Annotated in this window: 19 protein-coding genes; 9 read left to right on the forward strand and 10 right to left on the reverse strand. The window is 63.9% G+C overall.

Features of this window, described 5'->3' with window-relative positions; translation table 11 throughout:
* Nucleotides 1-18: 18 nt before the first annotated feature.
* Nucleotides 19-1,578 carry a GMC family oxidoreductase gene (locus J2W49_RS06665; RefSeq protein ID WP_310313257.1) on the forward strand — a complete coding sequence of 520 codons (1,560 nt, stop codon included), beginning with the start codon at nt 19-21 and terminating at the stop codon, nt 1,576-1,578.
* Nucleotides 1,579-1,590: 12 nt separating this feature from the next.
* Nucleotides 1,591-2,445, forward strand: a complete 855-nt coding sequence (locus J2W49_RS06670; protein WP_310313260.1) for an alpha/beta fold hydrolase — start codon at nt 1,591-1,593, stop codon at nt 2,443-2,445.
* Here J2W49_RS06670 and betA read toward each other — a convergent pair.
* The 5 genes from betA to J2W49_RS06695 all read right to left on the reverse strand — a co-directional run bounded on the left by betA (nt 2,442) and on the right by J2W49_RS06695 (nt 9,382).
* Nucleotides 2,442-4,112 (reverse strand): choline dehydrogenase, encoded by a 1,671-nt coding sequence (betA, locus tag J2W49_RS06675; protein WP_310313263.1) that lies wholly within the window; start codon nt 4,110-4,112, stop codon nt 2,442-2,444. The genes J2W49_RS06670 and betA overlap by 4 nt on opposite strands.
* A gap of 3 nt (nt 4,113-4,115) precedes the next feature.
* Nucleotides 4,116-5,576 (reverse strand): betaine-aldehyde dehydrogenase, encoded by a 1,461-nt coding sequence (gene betB / locus J2W49_RS06680; RefSeq protein WP_310313266.1) that lies wholly within the window; start codon nt 5,574-5,576, stop codon nt 4,116-4,118.
* A gap of 195 nt (nt 5,577-5,771) precedes the next feature.
* The gene (locus J2W49_RS06685; RefSeq protein WP_310313268.1) at nt 5,772-6,716 is read right to left on the reverse strand and encodes a choline ABC transporter substrate-binding protein; all 945 of its coding nucleotides are present in this window, start codon (nt 6,714-6,716) and stop codon (nt 5,772-5,774) included.
* A gap of 172 nt (nt 6,717-6,888) precedes the next feature.
* Nucleotides 6,889-8,268: a homoserine dehydrogenase gene (locus J2W49_RS06690; RefSeq protein WP_310313271.1), complete on the reverse strand. Its 1,380-nt coding sequence runs from the start codon at nt 8,266-8,268 to the stop codon at nt 6,889-6,891.
* A 337-nt stretch (nt 8,269-8,605) separates the two neighbouring features.
* Nucleotides 8,606-9,382 (reverse strand): DUF72 domain-containing protein, encoded by a 777-nt coding sequence (locus J2W49_RS06695; protein ID WP_310313275.1) that lies wholly within the window; start codon nt 9,380-9,382, stop codon nt 8,606-8,608.
* A 435-nt stretch (nt 9,383-9,817) separates the two neighbouring features.
* Between J2W49_RS06695 and J2W49_RS06700 the strand changes: the two genes are divergently transcribed.
* Nucleotides 9,818-10,942: a serine hydrolase gene (locus J2W49_RS06700; protein ID WP_310313277.1), complete on the forward strand. Its 1,125-nt coding sequence runs from the start codon at nt 9,818-9,820 to the stop codon at nt 10,940-10,942.
* 34 nt (nt 10,943-10,976) lie between these two features.
* Nucleotides 10,977-11,945, forward strand: coding sequence for a serine hydrolase (locus tag J2W49_RS06705; protein ID WP_310313279.1), 969 nt, complete (start codon nt 10,977-10,979; stop codon nt 11,943-11,945).
* A 59-nt stretch (nt 11,946-12,004) separates the two neighbouring features.
* On the opposite strand, the gene J2W49_RS06710 is transcribed toward J2W49_RS06705, so the two are convergent.
* Nucleotides 12,005-12,973, reverse strand: coding sequence for a LysR family transcriptional regulator (locus J2W49_RS06710; protein WP_310313282.1), 969 nt, complete (start codon nt 12,971-12,973; stop codon nt 12,005-12,007).
* A 164-nt stretch (nt 12,974-13,137) separates the two neighbouring features.
* Between J2W49_RS06710 and J2W49_RS06715 the strand changes: the two genes are divergently transcribed.
* The 5 genes from J2W49_RS06715 (at nt 13,138) to J2W49_RS06735 (ending at nt 19,244) form a co-directional block, all read left to right on the forward strand.
* Nucleotides 13,138-14,154, forward strand: coding sequence for a TRAP transporter substrate-binding protein (locus tag J2W49_RS06715; RefSeq protein WP_310313284.1), 1,017 nt, complete (start codon nt 13,138-13,140; stop codon nt 14,152-14,154).
* Between the two features lie 74 nt (nt 14,155-14,228).
* Complete coding sequence (locus tag J2W49_RS06720; RefSeq protein WP_310313287.1) at nt 14,229-16,010, forward strand: IlvD/Edd family dehydratase; 1,782 nt, start codon at nt 14,229-14,231, stop codon at nt 16,008-16,010.
* Between the two features lie 79 nt (nt 16,011-16,089).
* Nucleotides 16,090-17,304, forward strand: a complete 1,215-nt coding sequence (locus tag J2W49_RS06725) for a fumarylacetoacetate hydrolase family protein (RefSeq protein ID WP_310313290.1) — start codon at nt 16,090-16,092, stop codon at nt 17,302-17,304.
* Nucleotides 17,305-17,390: 86 nt separating this feature from the next.
* A complete protein-coding gene (locus tag J2W49_RS06730; protein ID WP_310313293.1) occupies nt 17,391-17,942 on the forward strand; it encodes a TRAP transporter small permease in 552 nt (183 codons plus the stop codon).
* A gap of 21 nt (nt 17,943-17,963) precedes the next feature.
* The gene (locus J2W49_RS06735) at nt 17,964-19,244 is read left to right on the forward strand and encodes a TRAP transporter large permease subunit (RefSeq protein ID WP_310313296.1); all 1,281 of its coding nucleotides are present in this window, start codon (nt 17,964-17,966) and stop codon (nt 19,242-19,244) included.
* A gap of 55 nt (nt 19,245-19,299) precedes the next feature.
* Here the strand turns inward: J2W49_RS06735 and J2W49_RS06740 are convergent, their stop codons facing one another.
* Genes J2W49_RS06740 through J2W49_RS06755 form a run of 4 tightly spaced genes read right to left on the reverse strand, consistent with a single transcriptional unit; the run spans nt 19,300 to nt 23,562 of the window.
* Complete coding sequence (locus J2W49_RS06740; RefSeq protein ID WP_310313299.1) at nt 19,300-20,058, reverse strand: alpha/beta hydrolase; 759 nt, start codon at nt 20,056-20,058, stop codon at nt 19,300-19,302.
* Between the two features lie 35 nt (nt 20,059-20,093).
* Entirely contained in the window at nt 20,094-21,083 is a 990-nt protein-coding gene (locus tag J2W49_RS06745; protein ID WP_310313302.1) for an ABC transporter permease, read from the reverse strand.
* Nucleotides 21,080-21,997, reverse strand: a complete 918-nt coding sequence (locus J2W49_RS06750) for an ABC transporter permease (protein WP_310313304.1) — start codon at nt 21,995-21,997, stop codon at nt 21,080-21,082. Before J2W49_RS06750 ends, J2W49_RS06745 begins: the two co-directional genes overlap by 4 nt.
* On the reverse strand, nt 21,994-23,562 hold the full coding sequence (locus J2W49_RS06755; protein WP_310313307.1) for a sugar ABC transporter ATP-binding protein: 1,569 nt from the start codon (nt 23,560-23,562) through the stop codon (nt 21,994-21,996). The genes J2W49_RS06750 and J2W49_RS06755 overlap by 4 nt, the downstream gene beginning before the upstream one ends.
* Nucleotides 23,563-23,567 lie beyond the last annotated feature (5 nt).

Consider the following 23,567-nt stretch of genomic DNA (forward strand, 5'->3'; position numbering starts at 1 on the left):
CCCCACATCGGAGAGAACATGAAAAATCACGCGATCAAAGTTGAAAAGCAAGGCCTCAAGGTCACCCAGGCTGCGGACATCAAAGACAGCCAGATCCACCTGAAGGCCGACGCCGTGGTGGTGGGTTCGGGAGCGGGCGGTGCCATTGCCGCCTACGAGCTGGCCAAGGCCGGAAAGAAGGTGGTGGTGCTGGAGGCCGGGCCCTACATCACCTCCGACAAGTTCCCAGAAATGCTGGCCGTGGCCATGGGTGCGCTCTACCAGGACCACGGCGGGCAGACCAATTCGGCGGGCGACATCTCGGTGTTGCAGGGGGCCTGCGTGGGCGGCTCCACGGTGGTCAACGCCGCGCTGTGCTTTCGCACGCCCGACTATTACCTGAAGCTCTGGGCCAAGGAGTTTGGCCTGACCAACCTCACCCCGGCGGTGATGACGCCGATTTTTGAAAAGGTGGAACGCAACCTGCACATCAAGACCGTAGGGCCGCAGGAAACCAGCCCCGGCGCGTTGTTGATCGGCCAGGGCATGGACAAGCTGGGCTACCCGCAAGGCAAGGCCCGGCGCAACATCAAAGACTGCGCCATGACCGGCTTCTGCTTCAGCGGCTGCACCACCGACCGCAAGCAGTCCATGCTGGTGACCTACCTGCCGTGGGCGGTGGCGCATGGGGCCGTCATCCATTCGGACACCCGCGTCACCGAAGTGTTGTCCAAAGAGGGCAAGGCGGTGGGTGTCAAGGGCGAGATCATCGACCCGGCCACCGGCCGCAAGAAGGCGGACATCCAGGTCGATGCGCCTCTGGTGGTGCTGGCCGCCGGCCCGATCCAGACGCCCTTGCTGCTGCTCAAGAGCGGGCTGGCCAACAGCAGCGGGCAGGTGGGTAAGAACTTCGCGTGTCATCCGTCCATGTCGGTCACCGCAGAATTTCCGCACGAGGTGCGCGATTTCCACGGCGCCACCCACTCGCTGTACATGGACCAGAACACCCTGCCTGACAAAGGCGGCTACATCCTGCTCAACGCCATCCAGGAGCCGGTGGAAGCCAGCTTCCAGGCCGAGCCGGGCACGGGCAAGCCCTACGTGGCCTACATGTCGGGCTACAAAAACACCATCCGCCTGATCAGCCTGATCCACGACCAGAACGTGGGCCAGGTGAGCTGGAAGGACGGCCAGAAAGACATCAGCTACTTCGTGGACGACCAGGACTTTGAATCCATGAAAAAAGGGTTGATCGCCACGGCCAAGATCCTGTTCGCCTCGGGTGCCCAGCGGCTGCTCCTGCCCACCACCCACATCTCCAGCATTGACCGCGTGGAAGACGTGGAAAAGGTGATCGGCGGGCTGAAGAACGAGCCCGCCCGCTACAAGTACACCTCCTTCCACCCACAGGGCACCTGCCGCATGGGCCGCGATCCGAAGAAGACGGTGGTCAACCCCCACGGTGAGACGCACGACGTCAAAAACCTCTACGTGGTGGACGCCAGCCTGCTGCCTACCTCCATTGGCTACAACCCGTCCGAGACGGTGTACGCGCTGGCGCACTACGTGTGCGACCAGATGCTCAAGGCCCGGGCATGACCGATGGTGCAGATGAACCGACCCCGTGATCAGTTCACAACCATTGAGGGCCACCAGGTCCGGTATTGGCAAGAGGGACAAGAAGGGCCCGCGGTGCTGTGCCTGCACGGCATTGGCTGCTCGGTGCTGGAGTGGGAGCACTGCATCCATGCCCTCGCCACGCGGCACCGGGTGTATGCGCTGGATCTGCTGGGCTGCGGGCTCACGGCCAAGCCTGGCGATGCGAGCTACGACGTGGCGACCTTGGCCCGGTTCACGCTGGGGTTCATGGACGCGATGGGGCTGGATCTGGCGTCGCTGGTGGGCAACTCGCTGGGGGCGCGGGTGGCCATGGAGTGCGCCGCGATCGCGCCCGATCGGGTGCAGTCGCTGGTGCTCTCGGCCCCTGCCACCATGGCCAACCCGACCCTGCTTGATTTCCGGCTGGCCTCGCTGCCGGGCCTCGGTGAGTTGCTCACCCGGCCCACGGTGTTTGGCACCACGCGGCTGTGGCGAACGGCGGTGGCCGATCCGGCTTGCATCACGGCGGACATGGTCCGGGAGAAAGTGACCCTGGCCCGGCAGCCGGGTGCACAGAAGGCGTTCCTGAAAACCTTGCGGGGGTTGATGAACCTGGGCGGCTTTCGCCCATCGGTCATGGACGACACCCATGCCAAGGCGCGGCGCATCCAGACGCCCACTTGCGTGCTCTGGGGTCGGCAGGACCGGTTTCTGCCCGTGGCCCACCTTGATACCTTGATGCGGCTGATGCCCCACGCGAAGCCGGTGGTGCTGGCGCCCTGTGGGCATGCGCCCATGGTGGAACGGCCGGTGGATTTCAGCCGGATAGCGCTGGACTTCCTGGCCGGCGCTGGCATCGACCTTTAGCGCTGAGCGGTTTGGTAGTCGGGATGCACGAAGAACGGTGCGTCCGAGCGGGGCAACGGCGCCTTGCCCCGGATCGCGTCGGCCATTTTCTCGGCCAGCATGATGGTGGGTGCGTTGAGGTTTCCGCTGATGACGTCGGGCATGACGGACGCGTCGATCACCCGCAGGCCTGTCACGCCGTGGACCCGGCCGCTGCCGTCGGTGACGGCCATCTCGTCCATACCCATCCGGCAGGTACACGAGGGGTGTAGCGCGCTCTCGCCATGCTCACGGATATGGGCATCGATCTCCGCATCGGTCTGCAAGTGGTCCTTGGGCGACACGGCTTCTCCGCGGAAGCGGTCAAAGGCTTTTTGCGCAAAGATCTCGCGGGTCAGGCGGATGCCGGCGCGCATTTCCTTGCGGTCCTGTTCGGTCGCCATGTAGTTGAACAGGATGCGCGGCGCTTCCTTGGGGTTGGCACTTTTCAGCGTCACCGCGCCGCGGCTGGTAGGCCGCATCGGTCCTACATGGGCCTGGAAGCCGTGGAAGCTGGCGGGTGCGCTGCCGTCGTACTGGATCGCCATCGGCAGGAAGTGGTACTGAAGATCCGGGTGCTTGACGCCGGCTTCGCTGCGAATGAAGCCACCCGACTCGAAATGGTTGGTGGCCCCCAGGCCCGTGCCCTTGACCAGCCATTCCAGGCCGATCTGGGCTTTGGCCAACGGGTTCATTGCGCTGTACAAGGTGATGGGTTCCTTGCAAGCGTACTGCACGTAGGTCTCCAGGTGGTCCTGTAAATTGGCTCCCACGCCGCGCAGTGGTGCAACCACGCGAATGCCCAGCGCGCGCAAGTGGTCGGGGTTGCCGACGCCGGAAAGCATCAGCAGTTGCGGTGAATTGATCGCGCCGCCGCACAGAATGACTTCGCGACTGGCATGGATCATGTCGATCCGGTGGCCATTTGCTACTTCCACTCCCACGGCACGCGCCGGGCTGCTCCCGGGCTGGAACGCGACCCGCGCTACCAGCGCGCGGGTGCGCACCTGCAAGTTCGACCGCTTCAGCGCCGGGCGCAAGTACGCCATGGCCGTGCTCCAGCGGCGGCCTTTGTGGACCGTCATGTCCATCGGCCCAAAGCCTTCCTGACGGTAGCCGTTCATGTCGGCGGTGTAGGCATAGCCAGCCTGTTGACCGGCCTCGATGAAGGCGTTGTACAGCGGGTTGATGCAGGCGCCAGTGGAGACGTTCAGCGGGCCGCTGTCGCCTCGGTAGGCATCGCCGCCCTTGGCCCGGGTCTCGGCCTTGCGGAAGTAGGGCAGGCAGTCGGCATACGACCAGTTCTCCAGGCCTTCGTGGCTGGCCCAGCTTTCGTAGTCCAGTGCATGGCCTCGGATATAGACCATGCCGTTGATCGACGAGGAGCCGCCCAACACGCGGCCGCGCGGGCAGTACATGGCGCGGTTGTTCATGAAAGGCTCGGGCTCGGAGTGGTAGTACCAGTTGTACTTGTCGTTGGCCAGTGGGTAGGCAAAGGCCGAGGGCATGTGGATAAAGATGCTGCGGTCGCCGGGGCCGGCTTCCAGCAGCAGCACGCGCACAGCCGGGTCTTCGGTCAGGCGGTTCGCCAGCACGCAGCCGGCTGAGCCGGCGCCGACGATGATGTAGTCGAAGTTTTCGGCGCTCATGGTTCAGCGGTATCCACAGGCCACTTCGCCCAGTTCAACATACACGGTCTTCAACTGGGTGTAGTGCTCCAGCGCCACCATGCTGTTTTCATGGCCTATGCCGGACTCGCCAGCGCCGCCGAAGGGAACCTCGATCGGCGTGATGTTGTAGTTGTTGATCCAGCAGATGCCGGCCTTCAGCTTGGCGGCGACGCGGTGACCGCGCGCGCCATCACGGGTGAACACGCCGGCAGCCAGGCCGAAGCGCGTGGCGTTGGCCCGCTGCACCACCTCGGCTTCGTCGTCGAACACCAGCAGCGCCAATACCGGGCCAAAAATCTCTTCCTGCACGATGGTCATGCCGTCGGTGCAACCGGCGAAGATGGTGGGGGCGACGAAGTTGCCGTTTTCACAACCCGGCACGCTGACCGGTGTGCCGCCGCAGACCAGGGTGGCGCCTTCGGCCACGCCACTGGCCACATAGCCGAGCACCTTGTCGCGGTGGGCTGCGGAGATCAAGGCGCCGACTTCGGTGGCTGGGTCGGTCGGGTCGCCGACACGCAGCAGCAGCGCGCGCTCTTTCAACCGGGCCAGGAACCTGTCGGCAATGCCGCGTTGCACGAAGACGCGGGTGCCGTTGGTGCAGATCTCACCCTGGGTGTAGAAGTTGGCCATCATCGCGGCGCTCACGGCTTGCTCGAAGTCGGCATCGTCGAACACGATCAGCGGCGACTTGCCGCCGAGTTCCATGGTCACGCGTTTCAGCGTGCCGGCGGCGCTGGCCATGACGCGCTTTCCGGTGGGGACGGAGCCGGTGACGGACACCTTGGCCACGCCAGGGTGGGCGGCCAGCAGCGCACCGGTGGTTCCCCGGCCTTGCAGCACGTTGAACACGCCCGCAGGCACGCCGGCCTCCAGGTAGATCTCGGCCAGCTTTACTGCCGTCATCGGTGTGAGTTCGGACGGTTTGAAAATCATCGCATTGCCTGCGGCCAGCGCGGGTGCGGACTTCCAGCAGGCAATCTGAATGGGATAGTTCCAGGCACCTATGCCCACGCACACGCCCAGCGGCTCGCGCCGGGTGTAGGCAAAGGCGCTCTTCAGCGGGTACTGGGCGCCGGCCAGGGTGGCGGCTGCGCCGGCAAAGTATTCGACGCAGTCGGCACCGCTGGCCACGTCCACCACCTGAGCTTCCTGCCAAGGCTTGCCGGTGTCCTGTACTTCGATAGCGGCGAGCTCGTCGTTGCGTTCGCGCAGCAGCTGGGCCGCCCGGTGCAAGATGCGACCGCGTTCGGCGCCGGTCATGGCCGACCAGACGGCAAGACCACGCTCTGCAGCCGCCACGGCGGCATTCACATCGGCCTGGTCTGAGTCATGCACGCCGGCAATGACGGCGCCGGTGGCGGGGTTGATGGTCGTGAAGCGTTCCCCATGGCCATGCCCGGGCAGGCCATCGACGAAGCTGGGGATCAGGTGTTCGGTCATCGTTCTCTTCTTTTGGGAGGGCAGGAGGTCAGCGCAATACCACGGTCTTTATGGCATTGATGAAGACGCGCCGGTCCGGCACAAAGCGCAGCGCAAAGCATGCACCGAACTGCTGGGGCTGAATACGCTGCGCACAGAGATGCGCTCTGCCGTGTGTTCGTCAAACACCCAAGGCGGAGGAGGCGGCGGCGAGGCTTACTTGAGGGCTGCGGTCACTGCAGGCAGACCTTCTTGGCCGCCAAAGGTTTTCACGCCTTTGAGCCAGTCGTCCAACACGCCAGGATTCTTCTTCAGATAGGCCTTGGCCGCATCGTTGGGCTTGGCTTTATCGAGGATGGCCAGCATCACGGTGTTTTCGATTTCGGTGGTGAACTGCAGGTTCTTCAGCAGAGTGGCCACGTTGGGACAGCGGGCCTCATAGCTGGGGGGCACAGCCGTGAACACCTTGGCTTCGCCCAGGTTGGGGCCGAACACGGCGTCACCGCCTTCCAGGTACTTCATGCTCACCTGCACGTTCATGGGATGGGGTTCCCAGCCCAGGAAGACGATGGCTTTGTTGGTGCGGACTGCGCGTTGCACTTCGACCAGCATGCCGGCTTCGCTGGATTCGACCAACTTGAAGTCTTTGAGGCCGAACTCGTTCTTGTCGATCATGCCCTTGATCAGCGCATTGCCATCGTTGCCGGGCTCGATACCGTAGAGCTTTCCGTCAAGTTCCTTCTGGAACTTGGCGATGTCGGCAAAGGTCTTCAGACCCTTGTCGTACAGGTAGGTGGGTACGGCCAGGGTGTACTTGGCGCCAACCAGGTTGGGCCGGTCCAGCACCTTGATCTGGCCGGCCTTGAGGAACGGTTCGATGATGGGCGTCATGCTGGGATCCCAGTAGCCCAGAAAGACGTCGATCTGCTTGGACTTGATGCCGGCAAAGGTGATCGGCACCGAGGCGATGGTCACCGTGGGCTTGTAACCCAGGCCTTCCAATACCACCGAGGCCAAGCCGGTGGTGGCGGCAATATCGCTCCAGCCCACATCGGCAAAGCGAACGGTTTTACAGCTGGCAGGCTCGGCAGCCTGGGCGAGCGGCGTGCAGACGGACGCAAGGGCGGAGGCGACACCGAGCAAAGCATGTTTCAATTTCATGACCTGTTCCTTGAATAGAGGAAGTTGCACCGAGTGAGACTTCCCGGACTTTTACAGGTTGACGCGCCGGGAACTTGGTCAAGAACGACGCAAAGTTGTCTCAGTGCGGCAGATCGGCATCAGGCGTGAAAGCCAGGCATGAAATAGGCCTTCTGCGCTTACCTCAGCCACTTCAGCCTTCCAGCAGTTCCACCCGTAGCGCCACCACCGGCCCAGCCACCGCCGGGTGCGCTGCCAGCGCAAGCACGGCCAGGTCCACGGTGGATTGCGACACGGGGCCGGTCAGCACCAGAACTTGCGGCACGCTGCCGGGATGCAGCACCTTGTCCTGCGCCAGCGAGACTTGCAACACGGGCACGTGCTGCGTTGCCAGCCAGGCGCCAACAGCCTCCATCTGCGGCGCGCTGTGCACAGGCACGCGCAGGTAGTAACGGGTGTGCACGGCAGCGCGGGGCAGCACGGCCAATTGCTCGTTCATGGCATGCGCATGAAATCCCAGGTGTGGCACGCGCTGCGCAGCGGATGTGCCATCGAGCCGCGCCAGGTCCACCAGGTCGGCAATCACGGCCGACGCGGTTTGCTCAGACCCCGCGCCCGCGCCGTAGTACATCGTCACGCCCGCCGCATCACCTTTGACCATGATGCCGTTCATCGACCCGTTCACATGCGCCAGCAGGTGCGCGGCGGGCACCAGCGCGGGCTGCACGCGCAGTTCCACGCCGTCATGGCGGCGCCTGGCCACACCCAGTAGCTTGATTCGGTAGTCCAGTTGCTCCGCGCAGGCCACATCCAGCCCTTGCAGCGTGGTAATGCCCTCCACCTGCGCATCCGCAAACCGCACCGGCATGCCAAACGCATTGGCCGCCAGCAGCGTGATCTTGTGGGCTGCGTCGATGCCCTCGATGTCAAACGTGGGGTCGGCCTCGGCGTAGCCCAGTGCCTGGGCCTGGGCCAGCGCTTCGGCAAAGCCGACGCCTTCATCGCGCATCTTGCTCAGGATGAAGTTGGTGGTGCCGTTGATGATGCCCGCTACCCACTCGATGCGGTTGGCCGTGAGGCCCTCGCGCAGCGCCTTCACGATGGGGATGCTCACGGCCACCGCGCCTTCGTACGCCATGGCCACGCCGTGCTCGCGCGCGGCGGCGAAAATCTCGTTGCCATGCACCGCCAGCATCGCCTTGTTGGCCGTGACCACATGCTTGCCCGCGGCGATGGCGGCCAGCACCCACTCGCGCGCCGGGCCGATACCGCCTGCGACCTCCACCACCACATCCACATCGGGGTGGGTGGCGACCTGCATGGGGTCGTTGGTCAACGCTGCATCCTTTCCCACCACGCTCGCGGCGCGTGCCAGGTTGCGCGCGGCCACCACCACCACCTCAATGCCCCGCCCCGCGCGGCCCGCGATGAGTGCCTGATTGCGCATGAGCACGCGGAAGGTACCCGCACCCACAGTGCCTATACCGATCATGCCCACCCGCAAGGGGCGCATCGCCACAGTGGCGCAGTGGCGTGGTTGAGCTTCTGGGGACTGGACGGGATCGCGGTACATGGGCTTCTCCAAGCGACTGAAAACAATCGATCAATCAAACGAACAAACAAAAAAAACCCAGCTGCCAGAGCTGGGTTTCAGTCAATTCGTCTTGGAGAGAAGAGAGAGCGATCACCAGGTGGCTGCCGAAACGGCCACCTGCGCGTGCTCAGGTGGCCGCGGGGGTAATGGTGGTAATCATTCGTGCACCCACTACCTGCGCGCGCGCAGGCTGCATCAAGCCCATGCCCTGGAAGGCAGTGACGCGTGCGGTGAAGGGAAAAGGGGTGTACGACATGAAGGGCGCAGTGTACTTGATGCCCTTGGGCAGTCGCTAAGAATTGGTCCGTCAGTCGGTCTAAACCTGCAAGCCGAGCTGCGCCATCAAGGCCATGGCGCCAGCAGGTGCCCGCTCCTTGGCGCCGTTGATGAAGTACACGAACACGTCGCGCGGCCGCTCGCCACTGGTCCAGATGCGCACGCCCTGGGCCCACTGGGCGATGGTCTGGGGCGTGTAGCCGGTGGGTACGTCGGCCTGGCTGCGCATCAGGCGCAGATAGGCAAAGTCGGCTTCTGCATCGGCAATGGCTGGAAATTTCGGTGAATCGGTGTACACGGGCACACAGCCGTACTGGCGCGCCAGCGCCAGGAAAGCCGGCGTGGCGAAGCTCTCGTGCCGCACGTCGAGCGCGTGGCGCAGTGGGCGCCCATCCACCGCCTTGGGCAGCAGGGCGAGGAAGGCTTCGAAGTCCCCTGGATCGAACTGCTTGGTCGGCATGAACTGCCACAAGATGGGGCCGAGCTTGTCCTTGAGTTCGGAGATGCCGCTCTCCACAAACCGTGTGATCGAGTCGCCCGCGTCCGCCAGCACACGTCGGTTCGTGGCAAAGCGATTGGCCTTGAGCGAAAACATAAAGCCGTCGGGCGTCTCGCTGTGCCACTTGGCGAAGGTGGGCGGTTTGAAGGTGCTGTAGTAGGTGCCGTTGACTTCGATGGCGCTGAGCTGGCGGCTGGCGTAGTGCAGTTCCTTGCTGTGCGCGAGGCCTGCGGGGTAGAAGTTGTCACGCCAGGGCTCGAAGGTCCAGCCACCGATGCCGATGCGGATGTGCTTGCCGTTGCTGGCGGTGGTGTTCACGGTGTTCCCTTTTTTTGGCTGCGGTTCTCGCTGAAACGGCGTGGTTGTTCCAGATCAACCACAGGGGCAGCTCGGCGGCAACCAGCGGAAACTTCTCACAGATTCAGCCCTCTGAGTCGCTGACGACGAGAGAGTTTAACGGCGCACACACGCCCGCGTCCTTGGCGTTCACAGGGTGTTACCGGCCAGTGGCAGGTGCCGTAGTAGGGTAAGCGGTCGAGATCTTGTCTGCAAACCGTCGTAGTCCGCTGGTCTTGCTCTGCCGTCCGCTCATGGCCATGTCTGCCAGGCCACGGACAGGTTCCAAGGAGGTGTGCAATCGTTCATTCGCATGGGGCCGTTCATCAAGGCCGTCTGTCCTTCTTCTCTGGGCTTCTGAAGGCGTTTTCTGGGCACAGCAGGCGCCGGTCGCGCTCTCTGGCTGTGGCTTGCGCAGTGGCCCTGGCCGCTGGGACGGTCGAACTGCGCGCGCACGAAGTGCCGATGGTGCCGGTCGCGCCCTCGGCACCCCCTGCCTGGGTCGAACTGTTGCAGACCGAGCTCGCACTCATTCCCGTGCGCCACCCCACGGCGGAAGTGGGGGTGTACGTGCGCGATCTGGAGACTGGCTTCGAAGTGTCGCGGCGCGCTGACGAGCGCTGGTACCTGGCCTCTACCGTGAAGGTGCCGGTCGCGCTGGCGGTGCTGCGGGCGCTGGAGCGTGGCGATTTCACGCTCGACACCCCGCTGCGCGTTCGCGCAGCGGACTATGTCGACGGCGCCGGTTCGACGAATTCAAAGCCCGTCGGTACGCCTCTGAGCGTGCGGCAGCTGCTGGAGCAAATGATCATCTACAGCGACAACACCGCCAGCGACATGCTCATTGGACTGGTGGGTATCGACGCGGTGAACGCATTGGTGCAGCAACTGGTGCCGCAGGGGCTTGAGCGAATCACCTCATTGGCGGATGTGCGGCGGCACGCATACAAGCACCTCACCCCCGAGGCGGCGCATTTGACCGGGCAGGATTTTTTCATTCTCAAGCAGCAGCGCAACGACGCCGATCGGCTGCAGGCACTGGCCAACTTGCTCCAGACGCCAGCTGCTGCGTTTGAGATGCCCAGTGTGGGTGCCGCCTTTGAGGCGTACTACGCCAGTGGTCTCAATTCAGGCAGTCTCCAAGCCTATGCCGACCTGCTGCAGCAGGTGGTGGAAGGGCATGTACTCAATACCGTCCATACCCGCTATCTGTTTCGTGTGATGGAGCGCGTGCAGACGGGAGCGCAGCGCATCAAGGCCGGGTTGCCAGGGCATGTGCGTTTTGCCCACAAGACGGGCACGCAGCGCGCACGCACCTGTGATGCGGGCCTGATCAGCGTGCCGCGCTTGGGGCACGAGAGGCGCGTGATCGTGGTCGCCTGCACGCGCGGTGATCTGCAGAGCACACGTTCAGACCGTGCCCTCAGGGATGTGGGTGCGGCCATTTGCAGATCTGGCTTGCTCACCGATGGAAGACCCCATGACCCTTTGTGCCCCCCTGCTGCGCAGGCTGTGCCTCACCCTTTGCCTGACGAGCGCTAGTCTGGGGGCGTTCGGTGCCCAATGGAGTGACGCTTTGCGCCAGCGCATCGAGCGCATTGACAAGGCCACGCAAGGTCAGCTGGGCGTGTACGTCAAACGGTTGGACAACGGGGAAACCTTGGCCTACCAGGCCGACCGGCCCTGGTACCTGGCCTCATCGGCCAAGGTACCCATTGCCATCGCTGTGTTGCAGGATGCAGAGGCTGGCAGGTTCCGTCTCGATCATAAGATCGCGCTGCAGGATGGTGACAAGGTGGACGGCTCGGGTAACGTGGTGTGGCAGAAAAGCGGAACCACGTACACCGTGGATGCGCTGCTCAGGCGCATGCTGATGGAGAGCGACAACACCGCCGCCAACATGTTGATCCGAACCATTGGCGAAGACAGGCTGAACCATCGGGCCCGGTCGTACCTCGGCATGGAGGCGTTCAACCGCATCACCACGTTCACGCAGGTGCGCCGGGAGGTGTATGGCGAACTGCATCCCGATGCCCACCAATTTTCCAACATGGAGCTGCTGCGCCTGGCCTCCGTGCCCATGGGTGCCCGGCGCGTGGCTGCGTTTGCGCGCGCGTTGTCAGTCGATACAAGCGAACTTCAAGCCAAGACCATGCAGGAGGCCTACGCACGTTATTACGCCCGGCGGCTCAATGCCGCTTCGCTGTCGGCCTATGGCGGCATGCTGGAGCAACTGGTCACCGGCAAACTGCTCTCGCCGCAGAACCTGCAGCGCCTGTTTGGCGACCTCAAGTACGAAACCTATGACGCCTACCGGCTTGAAGCCGGGCTTCCGCGCACCGTGCGCTTCATCCACAAGACCGGCACACAGTTCGAACGTGCATGCCACATGGGCGTGATCAACCCACAAGACGGCGCCCGCGCTGCCATCATCGTGGCCGCTTGTGCCGAAGACCTGAACGAACACCGCGAAGCCCGCCGCGCGTTCGAGCAGATCGGACGCGCCATCACCCAGACCTTGCTGAGAGAACCCGCCGCCAGGTGAAGCGATGCAAAAGCGAAGCTTTGTCGGTGTGCTGCCACACGCCGCTGGCTGTGCGCTGCTCAAGAGGTCTCGATCGCCAGCCCCGCCGTCTCGCGCAGCACCGTGATGAAAGCCTGTGCAGACGGTGTGAGTGGCTCTGCCAGGCGGGTGATCAGACCGTAGTCGGGCATGCGATCCGGCAGCGCCACGGGGATGCGTGACAGCAGGCCCTTGTTGACGTACTTCTCAACCAGGGCCGCAGGTTGCAGCGACATCATGGTGGTGGTGTTCATCAACTCGAGCGCAAACAGAAAGGACGGCGTCTCCACCACGCCTGCCGACAACGCGAGACCGGCGCCGCCAAAGAGGTCGTCGCAGACTTTGCGCACCGCCGTCGACGCGGGGTACAGAATCCACGGCCAGTGGGCAAGTTCGGTCAGGGGCAGGTTCGCCGCACCGCGCAAGGGGTGGTGCAGACCGCCCACCACCCACAACGGCTCTGCAGACAGGCGCTCGTAGTGGAATTGGCTGCGCTGCGCCTCGTCGGTGAAGCGCCCGATCATCAAATCAATCTTCCGCTCTTCCAGCCACGAAATCAGTTGATCGCTGCTTTGCTCCAGGACCTTGAGCACCAGCAACGGACGCAGGCGCTGGATCTCCACCACCGAGGCCACCAGCAAATGCGCCGCAGAGCCGGTGATGGCACCAATGGTCAGGTGGCCATGGCCGCCTTGTTTGAGAGCGTTGAATTCATCGACGAACTTGCGCTGGCCGTCAAGTGCGGCGCCGGCATAGCGCAAGGTGAACAGCCCCAGCTCATTGGGCCGCATGCCGCGCGACAGGCGGTCGAACAGGCGCGCCTCCAGAATCGCCTCGATGTCCATCAGGATCTTGGTGGCCGCCGGCTGCGTCACGTGCATCTGCTCGGCGGTGAGCCGCAGGTTGCGCGTGCGTCCCAGGATGTCCAGGAACTGCAGATGCCGGAACCGCAGCCGGGCACAGGCCTGTGCCAACGACAAGGGTTTACCCGGAAATTCGTCTGGACTCATAAGTGTTTGGAATGGATCGTAGCAAAAGATTCAGTGGACCCGCATCGGTGCGCTCCCTAACCTTTGGCGTGCGTCAGGACGCTTCCACCCAAGGAATCGCAGGGCGCCGACGGCGTGGTACGCCAACTCGTCGCGAAACAGCCATTCCAACGGAGACAAAGATCATGAAATTCAAAACCCTCGCCGTCGTCGCCACGGTGCTGTCCGCTCTGGCCGCCCCGGTATCCGCACAGATCAAGGAGCACACGTTCAAGGTCGGGATCGGCCTGAGCGATGACCACCCACAGGCCCAGGCGGTGCGGCACTTTGCCGAAAAGCTCGCGGCCAAGAGTGGTGGCAAGATGAACGCCAAGCTGTATGCCAGCGGCGCATTGGGCAACGATGTGAGCATGACGTCGGCCCTGCGCGGCGGCACGCTGGAGATGACCATTCCGGACTCCTCCACGCTGATGTCGCTGATCAAGCCGTTTGGCGTGCTCAACCTGCCACTTACTTTCAACAACGAACAGGAGGCCGATGCCTTGCTGGATGGTCCCTTTGGCCAGAAGCTGTTGGCCATGCTGCCAGAGAAGGGCCTCGTTGGCCTGGGTTTCTGGGAAAACGGCTTTCGCCATGTGACCAATTCGCGGCGCCCCATCAACAAAGCCGACGATCTCGCCGGGCTCAAACTGCGCGTGATCCAGAGCCCGCTGTTTCTGGACACGTTCAACGCACTGGGTACCAACGCGATACCCATGCCCTTTACCGAGCTCTACACGGCGATGGAGCAAGGCGCCGTGGATGGACAGGAGAACCCGCCCGCCACCATCCTGGCCAGCAAGTTCTTTGAAGTGCAGAAACACCTGGTGCTGTCACGCCACATGTACAGCGCCTGGGTGCTGCTCATGTCCAAAAAGACCTGGGATGGCCTGTCGGCTGAAGAGCAGAAAATTGTGCAGGAAGCCGCACGCGAGGCCACGCTTTTTGAGCGCAAGACCATCCGCGCCTTCAGCGAAACGGCATTGGGTGAGCTGAAGAAGGCGGGCATGCAGATCACCGAATTGCCGGCAGCCGAGCAAGCCAAGCTGCGCACCAAACTGCAGCCGGTGCTGGCCAAGTACGGGCGCGAGTTTGGCGAAGAAACCACCAGCGAAATGATGGGCGAACTGGCCAAGGCACGCGGCACAGCAACCGCCAAGTAAATCGCCTTTACCCGCTGCAACGCGCGGCCCGACGCCGCGCGTTGACAGGCTCTTCCATACCTTCTGGTAGCTCCATGAAAAAGACACCTCGTCGCCACTTTCGTTCACGCGACTGGTTTGCCGACCCCGCTCGCTCGGACATGACGGCGCTCTACCTCGAGCGTTTCATGAACTACGGGCTCACGCCCGAGGAGTTGCGTTCGGGCCGGCCCGTCATCGGCATTGCGCAAACGGGCAGCGACCTCTCGCCCTGCAACCGCATCCACCTGGACCTGGCACGCCGGGTGCGCGATGGCATCCGTGATGCAGGGGGCATCCCCATGGAGTTCCCGGTCCATCCCATTTTTGAGAACTGCCGCCGTCCCACGGCGGCGCTGGACCGCAATCTCGCCTACCTCGGGCTGGTCGAGATCCTGTACGGCTATCCCATTGATGCGGTGGTGCTGACCACGGGCTGCGACAAGACCACACCCGCGGGCATCATGGCCGCGTCCACGGTGGACATTCCGGCCATCGTGCTCTCAGGCGGACCCATGCTGGACGGGTGGCACGACGGCGAGCTGGTGGGCTCGGGCACCGTGATCTGGCGCAGCCGTCGGCAGCTGGCGGCGGGCGAGATCGACGAAGAAGAATTCTTGCAGCGTGCCTGCAGCAGCGCGCCCTCGGCGGGTCACTGCAACACCATGGGCACGGCATCGACCATGAACGCCGTGGCCGAGGCACTGGGCCTGTCGCTGCCCGGCTGCGCGGCCATTCCGGCGCCGTACCGCGAACGCGGCCAGATGGCCTACGAGACCGGGCGTCGCATCGTCGAGATGGCTTATGAAGACCTGCGCCCTTCGAAAATTCTGACGCGCGAGAGCTTTCTCAATGCACTGTCGGTCATCAGCGTGGCCGGGGGCTCCAGCAATGCGCAGGTGCACATCATGGCCATGGCGCGCCATGCGGGTGTGAAGCTTGAGGCCAAAGACTGGACCGAGCACGCCTACGACCTGCCGCTGCTGCTCAACATGCAGCCTGCTGGCAAGTTTCTGGGCGAGCGCTTTTTCCGCGCGGGTGGTGTGCCCGCATTGATGTGGGAACTGCAGCACGCGGGCCGCCTGCACACGAATTGCGCCAGCGTGACCGGCAAGACCATCGGCGACAACCTGGAAGGCCGCGAAGCGCGCGATCGTGAGGTGATCCGCCCGTTCAGCAACCCCCTGATGGAGAAGGCGGGTTTCATGGTGCTCAGCGGCAACCTGTTCGACTTCGGCATCATGAAGACCTCGGTGATTTCGCAAGCCTTTCGCGCGCGCTACCTCAGCCACCCAGGGCAGGAGGGCATCTTTGAAGCCCGCGCCGTGGTGTTTGAGGGATCAGACGACTACCACGCGCGCATCAACGACCCGGCGCTGGACATTGACGAGGGCTGCATACTGGTGATGCGTGGCGCGGGGCCGATCGGCTGGCCTGGCTCTGCCGAGGTGGTCAACATGCAGCCACCCGATGCGCTGATCCGGCGCGGCATCAACACCTTGCCCACCTTGGGTGACGGGCGCCAGTCGGGCACGGCAGACAGTCCTTCCATCCTCAACGTGTCGCCGGAGAGCGCCGTGGGCGGCGGCCTGAGCTGGCTGCAAAGCGGCGACATGATCCGCATCGATCTCAACACCGGCCGCTGCGATGCGTTGGTGCCGCCGGAAGAGATCGAGCGCAGGCGGCGCGAAGGGCCTGCGCCACCCATCCCGCAAAGCCATTCGCCGTGGGAAGCGTTGTACCGCGAGAAGACGGGGCAGCTCGCCGACGGCGCGACGCTGGACTTCGCGCTGGCGTACAGGCGCATTTCCGAAACAACGCCACGCCACAACCATTGAGGCGGGCGCTGCCGCCCATCGCGCAGCGACCCGCAGGGGCTGCGGCATGGCTGCGAATGGAACCCTTGAAGGAATTCGAATGAACAACATGACAACAGTTCGCATGACCGGTGAGGGCACACGCGTGCAAGTTCTGCCCGACGACGGCCTGCAAGGCACGCTGGTGGGCCGTGTGTGGGCCCCGGGCAGCATTCCCGGTCCAGCCGTCGTGGTGCTGCGGACCGAGGGCGTTTTTGACCTGAGCGAAAGCTACCCGACCATGAGCACATTGCTCGATGCCGAACAGCCCGAGAAGGCTGTGCATGGTGCCCGGGGACATCGGCTGTGCAGCGTGGAGGAACTGATCCACAACAGCCTGCCCGGAGAGCGCAACGCCAAGCTTCCGTGGTTGTTGGCGCCCTGCGACCTGCAGGTGGTCAAGGCTGCAGGCGTCACGTTTGCGGCCAGCCTGATCGAGCGCGTGATCGAGGAACAGGCGCGGGGCGATGCCAGCCGCGCTCAGGGGCTCAGAAGCCAGGTCATCGGGCTGATCGGCGAAAACCTGGCCGAGATCCGCCCTGGCTCACCCGAGGCGCAGGCCTTGAAGGCCTTGCTGCAGGAAAAAGGCCTGTGGTCGCAGTACCTGGAAGTGGGCATTGGCCCCGACGCCGAGGTGTTCACCAAAGCGCCCGTGCTCGCCTCGGTCGGCTGTGGCGAGGACATCGGCATTCGCGCCGATTCGGCATGGAACAACCCCGAACCCGAGGTGGTGCTGGCCGTGAACAGCCGGGGCCAGATCGTGGGCGCCACGCTGGGCAACGACGTGAACCTGCGCGACATCGAGGGCCGCAGCGCGCTGCTGCTGGGCAAGGCCAAGGACAACAACGCCTCGTGCGCCCTGGGCCCCTTCATTCGCCTGTTTGATGCCGGCTTTGGCCTCGACCAGGTGCGCAGCGAAACCGTGCACCTGCGCGTGGTGGGGGTGGACGGTTTTGAACTGCGTGGCATCAACACCATGGGCAGCATCAGCCGCGATCCCACCGACATCGTGGCCCAGACACTGGCGGCGCATCAGTACCCCGATGGGTTCATGCTGTTTCTGGGCACGCTGTTCGCGCCCATCGAAGACCGTGATGAGCCTGGCAGCGGCTTCACCCACAAGCTGGGCGATCTGGTCACCATTCAGAGCGCCTGGCTGGGTGGCCTGCAAAACTGCGTGACACACAGCGAAACCGCCGCCCCCTGGCGCTTTGGCTTGCGCGCCTTCATCAACAACTTGTCGCAGCGCGGTCTGCTGCGCGACGCCGCGCTTTGATTGCTTTTGCGCCTTGCAAAGTCCCGCCATTCAATCTACGTGCGACGCCTCTGAACCGCCTGAAGATTCGCCAAGGAGACACCACCATGCTCAACGCCCTCATCGACCGGTGCTGCCGGTGGATCAACCTGTTCATCGCCGTTGCCCTTGCGGTGATGGTGGTGATGGTGTTTGGCAACGTGGTGTTGCGCTACGGATTCAACTCCGGCATTTCGGTGAGCGAGGAGATCTCACGCTGGCTGTTCGTGTGGATCACCTTCCTGGGCGCCATCGTCGCCGTGAAGGAAAACGGACACCTTGGCACCGATATTTTTCTCATGAAGCTGCCACCCAATGGACAGCGGCTGTGCCTGGTCGTCAGTCACGGACTCATGCTCTTCTGCACCTGGCTGCTGTTCAGCGGCGCGCTGGCACAGGCGCGCATCAACTGGGACGTGGAAGCGCCCGTCACGGGGGCGTCGGTGGCGATTTTTTATGCGTCCGGGGTGGTGTTCGCTGCCGCTTCCGGCCTGCTCTTGTTGCTGAATCTCTGGCGCCTGCTCTCCGGGCACATACGGAACGAGCAACTCGTGCGAGGCGCCGGTGCCCAGGAGGCGATCAGCAGCGTGCAAGGTGATCAGGCCCACACGCCCAAATAGAGTTCCCCAGGAATCCCTCACATGACCATCTTCATTTTTCTTGGGTCCCTGCTGGCGGCGATGGCCATCGGGGTGCCGATTGCGTATGCGCTGCTGGTGTCGGGCGTGGCGTTGATGTGGCATCTGGACTTGTTTGACGCCCAGATCCTGGCCCAGAACGTCATCAACGGCGCGGATTCCTTTCCGCTGCTGGCCGTGCCTTTCTTCATGCTGGCTGGCGAGCTCATGAATGCGGGCGGGCTGTCGCAGCGCATCGTCAGGCTGGCGCTCACCCTGGTGGGGCACAAGCGCGGTGGACTGGGCTTTGTGGCCATCCTGGCGGCCTGCATGCTGGCGGCCTTGTCGGGCTCTGCCGTGGCAGACACCGCCGCACTGGCCGCGTTGCTGCTGCCGATGATGGTCAAGGCCGGTCATGACAAGGCCCGCGCGGGTGGGTTGATTGCTTCGGCGGGCATCATCGCCCCCGTCATACCGCCATCGATCGGCTTCGTGGTGTTTGGCGTGGCCGCCAATGTGTCCATCAGCAAGCTGTTTCTGGCTGGCATCGTGCCTGGCCTGCTGATGGGCTTGTCCATCGCCGTCGCCTGGTACTGGGTGTCTCAGCGCGAAAACATCGCACCGCCACCCAAGGCGTCCACGACAGAGATGTGGCAGGCACTGAAGGAGTCGACCTGGGCGCTGTTTTTGCCCGTGATCGTGATCGTGGGCCTGAAGATGGGTGTGTTCACACCCACCGAGGCGGCGGCCGTGGCGGCGATGTACGCCTTGCTGGTTTCCACACTGGTTTACCGCGAACTGCACTGGCGCCAGCTCCAGGCGGTGTTTGTGAACGCCGCCAAAACCACCGCCGTGATCATGTTCCTGGTGGCGGCGGCCATGGTGAGCGCCTGGCTGATCACCGTGGCCGACATCCCCAAACAGCTGATCGAACTGCTGCGCCCTCTCATTGAGCACCCCATGCTGCTCATGTTCGCGATCATGCTGCTGGTGATGGCCGTGGGCACCGCCATGGACATGACCCCCACCATTCTGATCCTGGCGCCCATGCTCATGCCCGTGGTCAAGGCCGCCGGCATCGACCCGGTCTACTTCGGCGTGCTGTTCATCATGAACAATGCCATTGGACTCATCACGCCACCAGTGGGCACGGTGCTCAATGTGGTGGCAGGGGTCGGGAAGATGCGCATGGATGAGGTCACCCGGGGCGTGCTTCCCTTCATGTCGGCTCAATTCATCATGATGTTCCTGATGGTCTTGTTCCCTGCCATCGTGCTGGTGCCCATGCGGTGGTTCATTGGTTAGGCGGTGGCAAGCGTTGCGCCGGCGAGCACGGCTGTTTGTGCAACGACCATTGGCGTCATTGCCCGGCGATGGACCGGATGAACGCCACAACCTGCTGTGCAATGCGCAGCTTGTCGTTGTCCAGTGTGGCTACGTGGTAGGAGTCATCGAGCCAGCTCAGTTCGATGCGGCTGGATCCCAGACGTTGTGCAATCAGAGGGCCGTTGGTCGGGTCGACGACGTGGTCCTCGCGAGCGGTGATCACCAGCGCAGGGCAGGCAATGGTGGGCAGGAGATCGTGCGTGACCGCCGCCAGCGCATACGCTTCGCGAAAGGCGGTCACCGGGACCTCCTTGTAGGCGAGCTCCTCGACGTCGGGGGCCTTGATGTCTGACCCGATGCCGGGCACGGTGTCAGGCGCGGTGCGGTCGTAGGCCACGGCAGCCATGCCAGGGCTGCCCACCCGCACCACAGCGTTGATCGTCACCGCGCCCTGAATCACCCCTGGGTGCTTCGCGGCCGTGTACAAGGTCAGCGTGCCACCCATCGACAGGCCGACCATGTAGATCTGCTTGCAGGTCTGGCGCAATTGGTTCATTGCCTCTTCGATCGATGCGATCCAGTCCGCTGCGCCGGTTTTTGCCATGGCCGCTGGTGAAACGCCGTGACCGGCCAGGCGGGGACCCATGACGGTGTAGCCAGCCGCATGGATTTGCTCGCCGAGATAGCGCATGCTTTGCGGGGTTCCGGTGAAGCCGTGGCTCACCAGCACGCCGATGTCGTTGCCAGCAAAGAAAAATGGCTCAGCGCCGGGCATGATGTTCTCGTTGGTCATGGATGCTCCAGGTAATGAAAAGGAGAAGTGCTGTTTCAGCGTTTGTTGAGGCTGTAAGCCAGTGCGGCGGCGGCAATGATTCCGCCCTGCAGCATCAAGCGGCCGGGCTCGCCCAAGCCGAGACTGGTCAGAAAATTGAAGAGGAAGGTGAGCATGAAGGCCGCTACCGCAGGACCGGCCATGCCGCCCCTGCCATTGCCGAAATTGACCCCACCCAGAATGGCCGCAGCCAGGGAATTCAATGCAAGGTCCTGCCCCAGCGTGACGCTGCCCTTGCCGACGAAGCCGACCAGAATGAAGCCGCACAGCACGGAAAACAAGGCCGAAGCCACATGGGTGAAGAAGATCACCCTCAGGTGTGGCAAACCAGACAACGCAGCAGCCTGCGGGTTGGCGCCAATGGCATCCAGGCTGCGGCCGTACACCGTGCGCCGCAGGAGCCAGGCCACCGGGATCAGCACCACCAGCCACACCAGCACCGGGAGCGGAACGCCAGCGATGCGCTTGCGCACCAGCTCACGCAGAAACTCAGGTGCGTCACCTGGTGCCCTGAACTGCGACAGAGCGATCACGACACCCATCAGGATCATCGCCACGGCCAGCGTGACGATCATTGAAGAGGCCCGCGCCTTCACGATCAGCGTGCCATTGACCACACCCACCACCAGCCCCAGCAGGACGCACAGCAGCATGGAAACCGTCTCCGAAACCTGAAAGTAGCCACTTGTCAGGAGGTAAGACACGCCCACGATCACTCCGCCCGAGGAAAGGTCGATCGAGCGGCCCCGCATCACCAGGGACTGACCGATCACCGCCAGACCCAGCGGCGCGGCCTGACGGGCAATCAGTGGCAACAGCATCATCGACAGCAGCTGTGGACGCATGACCGCCGCCAGCACCAGCAACACCAGAAGCCCTGCATAGGCCGGTGGCAGCGCCAGCGCCCAGCGCAGGGCCCGGCGCCACAAGGGCAGGGAACCGGACGGGGTGGCGCCGCCAGACCGAGGCCATTGAGAGGTGCTCATAGACCCACCCCTTTGCGACGCTGCAGGCTCACTGCCACGAGCAGCAACACCCCGGTGATGGTGCCGCGCAGAAATGGCGAGATGCCCAGCAGGTTGATGCCATTGGTGATCAGGCCCAGGCTCAGTGCACCGGTCACGGCACCCACGATGCTGCCCACGCCACCGGTCAGCTGCACGCCGCCCAGCGCCACTGCCGTGATGGATTCAAGTGCGAAGCTCGCACCCATGGTCGGGTCGCCTGACGACACCCGTGCAGCCAGGAAGATGCCGGCCACCGATGCCAGCAAGCTGCACACCACATAGGCCGCCACCACAACCGCCGCCGAGCGCACGCCATTGAGGTGCGCACTGCGGGCGTTGGCACCCACAGCAAAGATGTGCAGACCCAGCCGCGTGCGGTGAAGAAGCAGTGCAACCCCTGCAACACCCAGTGCACACCACAGCAAAGCCCGAGGCAGGCCCCAGATCGTGCCTGTGGCCAGTTGCCCCAGCCCGGACGCCAACTGACCACCGGGAATCGGCAGCACCACGTAGGCCAGACCCTGCAGGAAGGTCATGCTGGCCAGCGTCATGATCAAGGGGTGAATGCCGGCCAATGCCACGCCCGCCCCATTGACCAGGCCCACCACAACGCCCATCAACAGGGCCAGCACGACGCCCCACACCGGATCGGTCTGCGTGGCCACCAGTGCGCTGGCCAGGCTCACCACCGAGCCGACCGAAAGGTCGATGCCACCGACCAGGGCCACCACCAGTTGTCCCAGTGTGACGATCAACAAGGCGGTGACCTGGCCGCTGACGTTGGCCAGGTTCTGCGGTGTGAGGAAACTGCTGGCGCTCAACGCCAGCACGACGAACAACAGCAGCGGCAGGCCGATGGTGTAGCGGCTGATGCCGGAACGTGCATTGCTCATGGAGTAGCCTCCACCAGTGCCAGCGCCAGCAGGCTCTCTTCGGTGGCGGTGTCCGCTGGTACGTCGCCCACCACCTGGCCGGCGCGAACCATGAGGACCCGGTCACACAGACCGATCAGTTCCAGCAGGTCGGAAGACACGGCCAGCACCGCGCCGCCCCGGTTCACAAACTCCCGCAACAGGCCGTAGATTTCGGCCTTGGCACCCACGTCCACGCCGCGTGTGGGCTGTTCGATGAGCAGCGTGTCCACGCCTGCGACCAGCCAGCGCCCGATCATCACCTTCTGCTGATTGCCCCCAGAGAGCTCACCGGCCGGCTGTGCAAGGCTGCTCGCGCGCAATTGCAGCCGCTCGGTGATGCCGGTGAGCAGGCCGCGATCGCGAGGTGCCACCCGCATCAGCCCCAGACTGCGCAGTGCACCGAGCCACAGGTTGTCGGCGATCGGCAGATCCAGGTACAGCCCTTCGAGCTTTCGGTCCTCCGGGATCAGACCAACACCTTGTTGAACCACGCTCACCACGCCGACGCGCGGATCAAACGCCTGGGCCGGACCGTTTGGATCGTGCTGAACCTGCCGCAGGATCTCACAGGCATGCGGATACAGCACACCCGCAAGCGCCCGCACGATCTCCCTTTGACCCTGGCCCTCAAGGCCGCCGATGCCGACGATCTCACCGCGCCGCAATTGCAAGGCGGTGCTGGGGCCACCGGGAACAGGCGTGAGACTGCGCACGTCCAGCGCCACACTGGCGGGCTCTCTGGCCACGGCGGTCGCACGAGGCGGAAACAAGGCCTGCAGCGGTCGTCCCACCATCAGCGAGATGAGGCGATCGTGCGTCAGCGCTTTGGTAGGCTCGGTCGCCACGTGCTGGCCGTCCTTGAGCACCGTCACCGTGTCGCAGAGGCGGAAGATCTCGTCGAGCCGGTGACTGATATAGAAGACCAGCTTGCCCTGCGCCTTCAACCGAAGAATCAGTGCTTCCAGCTTGTCGACCTCGGCTCGGTTCAGTGGTGCAGTGGGTTCGTCGAAAATGAACACCGAGGCATCGGTGGACACACCCTTGGCGATCTCCACCAACTGCTGCTCGCCGACACTGAGGCTGCCGCAGGCGCGTTCGGCGTCCAGGTCCAGGCCGATATGGGTCAGCACCTCCCGGGCCTGTGCCAGCATCCGGGTTCGCTGCAGCCAGCCGCCGCGCGTGGGCTCCCGGCCCAGCAGCAGGTTTTCGGCCACCGTCAGATTGGGCAATACCGTCAGCTCCTGGAACACTGTAGACACGCCGGCCGCGCGTGCCGCCGCCGGGCTGTGAAGATGCACCGCAATCCCCTGGATCAGCAGCTCGCCAGCGTCTGGCTGATACACCCCGGCGAGCAGCTTCATCAGGGTGGATTTGCCGGCGCCGTTCTCCCCGGTGATGGCATGCACCGACCCGGCATACCCTTGGAGGCTGACCTGATGCAGGGCACGGGTGTGGCCGAAGGTCTTGCCGATGTTGCGCACGGTGATCAAGGGAGGTAGGGGCGTGGCAGTCCCCGCGCTGGCCCGCGCTGTCTCAAGGCTCATGATCA

It is taken from the genome of Hydrogenophaga palleronii, from assembly GCF_031457455.1.
In the GTDB taxonomy this organism is placed as follows: domain Bacteria; phylum Pseudomonadota; class Gammaproteobacteria; order Burkholderiales; family Burkholderiaceae_C; genus Hydrogenophaga; species Hydrogenophaga palleronii_A.